Source organism: Rathayibacter sp. AY1F4, from assembly GCF_002931775.1.
In the GTDB taxonomy this organism is placed as follows: Bacteria; Actinomycetota; Actinomycetes; order Actinomycetales; family Microbacteriaceae; genus Rathayibacter.
In genome coordinates this window covers 21,869-28,895 of sequence record NZ_PSVE01000033.1, presented here as the reverse complement: position 1 = coordinate 28,895, position 7,027 = coordinate 21,869, and the positions used below count along the sequence as shown (strand labels likewise).

Below are 7,027 nucleotides of genomic sequence, written 5' to 3'. Positions count from 1 at the left end.
TTGGCGGCCACCTCGATGTTCTTGATCAGCTTGGCGAAGGACTTCGCGCGGCGCGAGTCCTTGATCGCCTTCTGGTGCTTGGTCGCGTCCGCCTAGCGCGATCCGCTGGGACGCGGATCGTGCGTTCGGCGGTGCGGGGGCGCGCCGAGAGGGCGGCTCGTCTCCGGCGAGGAGGGTGTGGAAGGCTCGGTGCTCGGGCCGAGACGGGCGCGGACCGGCTCTCGAATAGACTGGCCCCTGCCATCAGCGGCGCCCTCGGGGGCCGCACGCAACGAGATTTCCGAGGGAGCACCGTGTCCGGGCATTCCAAGTGGGCCACGACCAAGCACCAGAAGGCGATCAAGGACTCGCGCCGCGCGAAGTCCTTCGCCAAGCTGATCAAGAACATCGAGGTGGCCGCCAAGATCGGCGGCGCCGACCTCTCCGGCAACCCGACGCTCGTCGACGCCGTGCAGAAGGCGAAGAAGACCTCGGTGCCGAACGACAACATCGACCGCGCGATCAAGCGCGGTGCCGGCCTCACCGGCGAGGTCATCGACTACACGACGATCATGTACGAGGCCTACGGCCCCAACGGCATCGCCCTGCTCGTCGAGTGCCTCACCGACAACAAGAACCGCGCCGCGGCGGACGTCCGCACAGCGATGACCCGCAACGGCGGCACCATGGCCGACCCGGGCAGCGTCGCCTACAACTTCGCGCGCAAGGGCGTCATCTCCGTTCCCCACGGAGAGAGCGTCACCGAGGACGACGTGCTCGGCGCGGTCCTCGACTTCGGCGTCGACGACGTGCTCGACCACGGCGAGAGCTTCGAGGTCCGCGTCGAGCCGAGCGAGCTCGTCCCGGCCCGCTCGGCCCTGCAGGAGGCGGGCATCGACTACGACTCCGCCGACATCGAGTTCGTCGCCTCCCTCCAGGTCGAGGCCGACGCCGAGACGGCCCGCAAGGTCTTCCGCCTGATCGACGCGCTCGAGGACTCGGACGACGTGCAGAACGTCTACACCAACCTCGACATCACGGCCGAGGTGCGCGCCGAGCTCGAGAACGAGGAGTGACGCGGTGAGCCCGGCCCGATCCCGGAGGGCGGCCTGATGCGCGTCCTCGGGATCGACCCCGGGCTCACCCGCTGCGGCGTCGGCATCGTCGACGTCTCGCACGACCGCCGCGCGACCCTCGTGCACGTGACGGTCCTCCGGACACCGCCCGACGACGCACTGGAGCGCCGCCTGCTGGCCCTGGGCGACGGGCTCGAGGCGCTGCTCGACGAGCACCGCCCCGATGCCGTCGCGATCGAGCGGGTCTTCGCGCAGAACAACGTCAGCACCGTGATGGGCATCGCGCAGATCAGCGGCGTCGCCCTCGTCGCGGCGGCCCGGCGCGGGCTCCCGGTCGGGATGCACACGCCGAGCGAGGTGAAGGCCGCCGTCACCGGCTACGGAGCCGCGGACAAGCGCCAGGTCACCGCGATGATCCAGCGCGTCCTCCGGCTCGACGCCCCGCCGCGGCCGGCCGACGCGGCCGACGCCCTCGCCCTGGCCGTCTGCCACGCCTGGCGGGCGCCTCTCGCGCCGTCCTCCAGGTCGGCGGGAGCCGGTGCCGACGGAGCGGCGGGCGGCACAGCAGCGCAGCGGGCGTGGCGCGCCGCCGAGGCCGCGAGTCGAACGCCTGTTCGAGCATCTAGACTGACGCGGTGATCTCCTCCCTCCGCGGCACCGTCCTCTCCGCCCGCGGGAGCCTCGCCGTCCTCGACGTCCACGGCGTCGGCTACGCGGTGAACGTGACCCCGCAGCACGCGCTCGAGATGCGCGTCGGCGACGAGACCACGGTCAGCACCGTGCTCGTCGTCCGCGAGGACTCGCTCACCCTCTACGGCTTCCCCGACGAGGAGCAGCTCGAGATCTTCGAGCTGCTGATCGGTGTGACCGGCGTCGGCCCGAAGTCCGCCCTCGGCGTTCTCGGTGCGGTCGAGCCGGACCGGATCGCGCAGGCGGTCGCCGACGAGGACGACGGGGTGTTCCGGAAGGTCAGCGGCATCGGCCCGAAGACGGCCAAGCTGATCATCCTGTCCCTCGCCGGCAAGGTGACCGTCCGTCCGCGCGCCGCCCGCGGCTCCGGTCCCGCCGCCACCGCCGCGCAGAACGTGCTCGCGGCGCTCGTCGGCCTGGGTTGGCCCGAGCGCACCGCGGCCGACGTGGTCGACGAGATCCTGCTCGACGCGCAGGCCTCCGACGCCGCGAACGTGCAGGCGCTGCTCCGGCTCGCCCTCGCCCGCCTCGGTCCGGCGGCCCGCTCGTGAGCGACGAGGTGCTGGGCGCCGAGGTCGCGTCGGAGGCCGAGGTCGCCTTCGAGGGCGCCCTGCGGCCCAGGAACCTCAGCGAGTTCGTCGGCCAGCGCAAGGTGCGCGGCCAGCTCGAGCTGCTGCTCAAGGCCGCGGCCATGCAGGGCCGGACCCCGGACCACATCCTGCTGGCGGGCCCGCCCGGTCTCGGCAAGACGACCCTCGCGATGATCGTGGCGGAGGAGAGCGCCTCGCCCCTGCGGCTCTCCAGCGGCCCCGCGATCCAGCACGCGGGCGACCTCGCCGCCGTCCTCTCCTCGCTGCTGCCCGGCGAGATCCTCTTCATCGACGAGATCCACCGCATGGCGCGCTCCGCGGAGGAGATGCTCTACCTCGCGATGGAGGACTTCCGGATCGACATCATGGTCGGCAAGGGGGCGGGAGCGACGTCCGTCCCGCTGGATCTCGCCCCGTTCACGCTCGTCGGCGCCACGACCCGCTCCGGCCTGCTGCCCAATCCGCTCCGCGACCGCTTCGGCTTCACCGCGCACCTCGAGTTCTACGCGGAGGACGAGCTGCGGCAGGTGCTCGCCCGGGCGGCACGGCTGCTCGAGCTCGACATCGACGCGGACGCGATCGCCGAGATCGCCGGCCGCTGCCGAGGCACCCCGCGCATCGCCAACCGCCTGCTCCGGCGGGTGCGGGACTTCGCCCTGGTCCACGGCGGACGGGCCGACGTGACCGCCGTCCGCGCGGCGCTGGAGCTCTACGACGTCGACGCGCTCGGACTCGACCGGCTCGACCGCGCGGTGATGGAGATCGTGCTGACCCGCTTCGACGGCGGGCCGGTCGGCCTGAACACCCTCGCCGTGTCGGTGGGGGAGGAGGCGGAGACGGTCGAGGCCGTCGTCGAGCCGTTCCTCGTGCGGATCGGATTGCTGACCCGGACGCCGCGGGGCCGCGTGGCGACCCCCGCCGCCTACCGCCACTTCGGCATCGACCCCCGGGGGACGGCGGCTCAGCCGCCCCTGTTCCCCGATGATCTATGATTCTCTAGGCCCGACGGGCCGCTCGATCCGCTCCGCCTCGACCTGAGGCCGCGCGGCGGATCGCCCATCCACTCCGGAAGGCCCACCCATGGATCCGACGATCATCCTGCTCGTCCTGCTGCTCGCCGTGATGATCATCTTCATGTTCCGCAACAACAAGAAGCGCCAGCGCGACGCGGAGAGCATGAAGAACAACCTCCAGCCGGGGGTGGAGCTCATGACCGGCTCCGGCCTCTTCGGCACCGTCGTGTCGATCGACGACGAGGCGAACAAGATCGTCATCGAGTCGACCCCCGGCACGCTGCTGACCATCCACCGTCAGGCGATCGCCCGCCTCATCGACCCGAGCGAGAACGCCGTCGTCGTCGAGACCGAGGACGAGGCCGACCCGCTGACCGCGACCGGCTCGCCCGAGTTCGGCGAGCGCGACTCCGCGCACCGCGACCCGCTCGTGGACCCGGTCGAGCGCGACCGCCGCCCCGACGCGCAGTAGTCTCCTGGGCGGGCCGGGCGCATCGGCGCCCGCCCGCCCTTCTCCACGCCCGGGCGACCCCGGGCCGATCACCGTCGACCGAAGAGAAAGCTGAGCCCTGGGTGGCCGCATCAACCCCCGTCCGGAAGGCCCGCCGCTCCCTGAGCTGGCTCGGTGTCCTGATCCTCGCTCTCGTCGGACTCAACACGGCGGCCGTCCTCTGGGGCGGCGGCTCCTGGACGCCGAAGCTCGCCCTCGACCTCGAGGGCGGCACGCAGATCGTCCTGCAGCCGCAGCTGAACGACGGCGACACCGTCTCGTCGGAGCAGCTGACCCAGGCCGTCTCGATCATCCGCCAGCGCATCGACGCGTCCGGCGTCTCCGAGGCCGAGATCACGACCCAGGGCTCGAGCAACATCGTCGTCTCGATCCCGGGCACGCCCGACGACGAGACACTCCAGCGCATCGAGGCCTCGGCGAAGCTCGACTTCCGCCCAGTCCTCGTCGCGAGCGAGGCCACCAACAGCTCGGTCGGCGGTGACGCGACGTCCTCGCCCACGCCGACGCCCGTCGATCCGTCGCTCGCGACGGAGCCGACCGCCTCGCCGACGAACGCGAGCGACCTCGCCTACCTCACGCCGGCGCTCGAGGCCCAGTACACCTCGTTCGACTGCGCGTTCCTCAACGGCCAGGACCCGAACCTCGCCCCGGCCGACCAGCCGCTCATCACCTGCGACGACAGCGGGACGGTGAAGTACGTCCTCGGCCCGGTGGAGATCACCGGCGAGGACATCTCGGACGCCTCGAACGGCCTGATGACGACCTCCTCCGGTGCCAGCACCGGCACCTGGGCCGTCAACCTCTCGTTCGACGACCAGGGCACGCAGGCCTTCGGCGCCACGACCTCGCGCCTCGTGGCGCTGCAGGGTGCGCAGAACCAGTTCGCGATCGTCCTCGACGGCCGGGTCATCTCGGCCCCGTCGACGAACGCCGCCATCACGGACGGCAACGCGCAGATCTCGGGCTCCTTCACCCAGGAGTCGTCGAAGACGCTCGCCGACCAGCTCAAGTACGGCGCGCTGCCGATCGGCTTCCAGGTCCAGAGCTCGGACAGCATCTCGGCGACGCTCGGCTCCGCCCAGCTCGCCAGCGGCCTGCTCGCCGGCCTCATCGGCCTGATCCTCGTCATCGTCTACTCCATCGCGCAGTACCGCGTGCTCGGAGCCGTCACGATCGCCTCGCTGCTCGTCGCGGCGATCGTCACCTACCTCGTCGTCACGCTGCTGTCCTGGCGTGAGGGACTGCGCCTCTCGCTCGCAGGAGTCGCGGGCCTCATCGTCGCGATCGGCATCACGGCCGACTCGTTCATCGTGTACTTCGAGCGCATCCGCGACGAGCTGCGCGACGGACGCGGCCTCGAGTCCGCCGTCGAGTCCGGCTGGCGGCGCGCGCTGCGCACGATCTTCGCGTCCGACATGGTGAACCTGCTCGCCGCGGTGGTCCTCTTCCTCCTCGCCGTCGGCAGTGTCCGCGGCTTCGCGCTCACCCTCGGGATCACGACAATCATCGACCTGATCGTGGTGGCGCTGTTCACCCACCCGATCCTGCAGCTGATGGCCACGAGACCGTTCTTCGCCGAGGGGCACAAGGCGTCGGGCCTGGATCCCCGGGCGCTCGGGGCCGTCTACCGCGGCCGTGCCGCCTTCCGTCCACAGGACCAGGTGGTCGCCGGCAAGCGCGCCTCCGCGTCCCGTGAGGCGGCCAAGCGCCAGACCATCGCCGAGCGGAAGGCCGCCGAGGCGGCCGGCCTGCGCGACTCCAACGACTCGAACGGGAAGGACGCGTGATGGCCAGCTTCTCGCAGTTCGGAAACGACCTCTACACCGGTGCGCGATCGATCGACTTCGTCGGCCGGCGCCGCACGTGGTACCTCGTCTCACTCGCCCTGATCCTGATCACGCTGCTCGGGACGGTCGCCCGCGGCGGCTTCAACTTCGGCATCGAGTTCACCGGCGGCTCGCAGTTCACGGTGTCCTCGCCGTCGAGCCTCGAGCAGGCGACGGCGACGGACGCGGTGACCTCGGTCGCTCCGGAGACCGTGCCGCGCGTGTCCATCGTCGGCGACGACTCCATCCGCGTGCAGACCGGCCAGCTCTCGACCGACGAGTCGACCGCGGTGCGGAACGCCCTGTCGGAGGCCTACGACGTGCCCACCGACCAGGTCGCCTCCTCCTTCATCGGAGCGGCGTGGGGCAACGACGTGACCCAGCAGGCCCTGCGCGGCCTGGTGATCTTCGTGGTCCTCGCGGCCCTGGCCATGTGGGCGTACTTCCGCACCTGGAAGATGTCGCTCGCGGCGATCGTCGCGCTCCTGCACGACCTCGTGATCGTGGCGGGCGTCTACGGCATCACCGGCACCGAGGTGTCGCCGGCGGCGGTGATCGGACTGCTGACGATCCTCGGCTACTCGCTCTACGACACGGTCGTGGTCTTCGACAAGATCCGCGAGAACACCGTGGAGGCGCTCGGCAGCACGACCCGCACCTTCTCCGAGACGGTGAACCTGGCCGAGAACCAGACTCTCGTGCGCTCCATCAACACCTCGATCGTCGCCGCCCTCCCAGTGGCCGCGATCCTCGTGATCGGTGCGTTCGTCCTCGGCGCGGGCACGCTCCGCGACATCTCGCTCGCCCTGCTGATCGGCATCATCGTCGGCACGTACTCGACGATCTTCGTCGCGGCGCCGCTGTACGCCCAGCTGCGCAGCCGGGAGCCCGAGATCTCCAAGCACGACAAGCGCGTGGAGTCGGCCCGGGCGAAGGCGACCGCGCCGGCCGTGCAGGGCTGAGCCGTGGCCGACTACGCACAGGTCACGGCGGCCGACGCCGTCGGACTCGTCGAGCGCGACGAGGTCTGGCTGCTCGACGTCCGGGAGCCGCACGAGTGGGCGGCGGGGCACGCTCCCTCCGCCCATCACATCCCGATGGGGGAGATCGGCGCCCGGCAGGACGAGCTCCCGGCCGACACGGCGATCCTGGTGGTCTGCCACTCCGGAGTCCGCTCCGCGATGGTGACGCAGGCCCTCGACGGCGCAGGCTACGAGGTCGCCAACGTCGACGCCGGCATGACCGCCTGGGCCGCGGCGGGCGGCGACGTGGTCGACGGCGAGGGGCGCCCCGGACGCATCGGCTGACGCAGGCGCCGTCCGCCCCGGGCGGAACGGTCGTC

Annotated in this window: 8 protein-coding genes; all 8 read left to right on the top strand. The window is 71.4% G+C overall.

Annotated features, from left to right (window positions below; genetic code table 11):
* The first annotated feature begins 293 nt into the window (after positions 1-293).
* The 8 genes from C5C59_RS16005 to C5C59_RS15970 all read left to right on the top strand — a co-directional run bounded on the left by C5C59_RS16005 (position 294) and on the right by C5C59_RS15970 (position 6,992).
* The gene (locus C5C59_RS16005) at positions 294-1,055 is read left to right on the top strand and encodes a YebC/PmpR family DNA-binding transcriptional regulator (protein ID WP_104224772.1); all 762 of its coding nucleotides are present in this window, start codon (positions 294-296) and stop codon (positions 1,053-1,055) included.
* Between the two features lie 36 nt (positions 1,056-1,091).
* Positions 1,092-1,694 (top strand): crossover junction endodeoxyribonuclease RuvC, encoded by a 603-nt coding sequence (ruvC, locus tag C5C59_RS16000; protein WP_104239049.1) that lies wholly within the window; start codon positions 1,092-1,094, stop codon positions 1,692-1,694.
* Positions 1,691-2,296, top strand: a complete 606-nt coding sequence (gene ruvA / locus C5C59_RS15995) for a Holliday junction branch migration protein RuvA (protein WP_104225337.1) — start codon at positions 1,691-1,693, stop codon at positions 2,294-2,296. The genes ruvC and ruvA overlap by 4 nt, the downstream gene beginning before the upstream one ends.
* The gene (gene ruvB, locus C5C59_RS15990) at positions 2,293-3,327 is read left to right on the top strand and encodes a Holliday junction branch migration DNA helicase RuvB (protein ID WP_104239050.1); all 1,035 of its coding nucleotides are present in this window, start codon (positions 2,293-2,295) and stop codon (positions 3,325-3,327) included. The genes ruvA and ruvB overlap by 4 nt, the downstream gene beginning before the upstream one ends.
* 88 nt (positions 3,328-3,415) lie before the next feature.
* A complete protein-coding gene (gene yajC / locus C5C59_RS15985) occupies positions 3,416-3,820 on the top strand; it encodes a preprotein translocase subunit YajC (RefSeq protein WP_104233318.1) in 405 nt (134 codons plus the stop codon).
* A gap of 101 nt (positions 3,821-3,921) precedes the next feature.
* Positions 3,922-5,646 (top strand): protein translocase subunit SecD, encoded by a 1,725-nt coding sequence (secD, locus tag C5C59_RS15980; RefSeq protein WP_104239051.1) that lies wholly within the window; start codon positions 3,922-3,924, stop codon positions 5,644-5,646.
* Positions 5,646-6,647: a protein translocase subunit SecF gene (secF, locus tag C5C59_RS15975; protein WP_104225335.1), complete on the top strand. Its 1,002-nt coding sequence runs from the start codon at positions 5,646-5,648 to the stop codon at positions 6,645-6,647. Before secD ends, secF begins: the two co-directional genes overlap by 1 nt.
* Positions 6,648-6,650: 3 nt before the next feature.
* Positions 6,651-6,992, top strand: coding sequence for a rhodanese-like domain-containing protein (locus tag C5C59_RS15970; protein ID WP_104239052.1), 342 nt, complete (start codon positions 6,651-6,653; stop codon positions 6,990-6,992).
* The last annotated feature ends 35 nt before the right edge of the window (positions 6,993-7,027 follow it).

Bases quoted from the DNA above. Each gene is read 5' to 3' on its own strand.
- ruvC (WP_104239049.1), top strand. From the start codon at position 1,092: ATGCGCGTCCTCGGGATCGACCCCGGGCTCACCCGCTGCGGCGTCGGC.
- yajC (WP_104233318.1), top strand. From the start codon at position 3,416: ATGGATCCGACGATCATCCTGCTCGTCCTGCTGCTCGCCGTGATGATC.
- secF (WP_104225335.1), top strand. From the start codon at position 5,646: ATGGCCAGCTTCTCGCAGTTCGGAAACGACCTCTACACCGGTGCGCGA.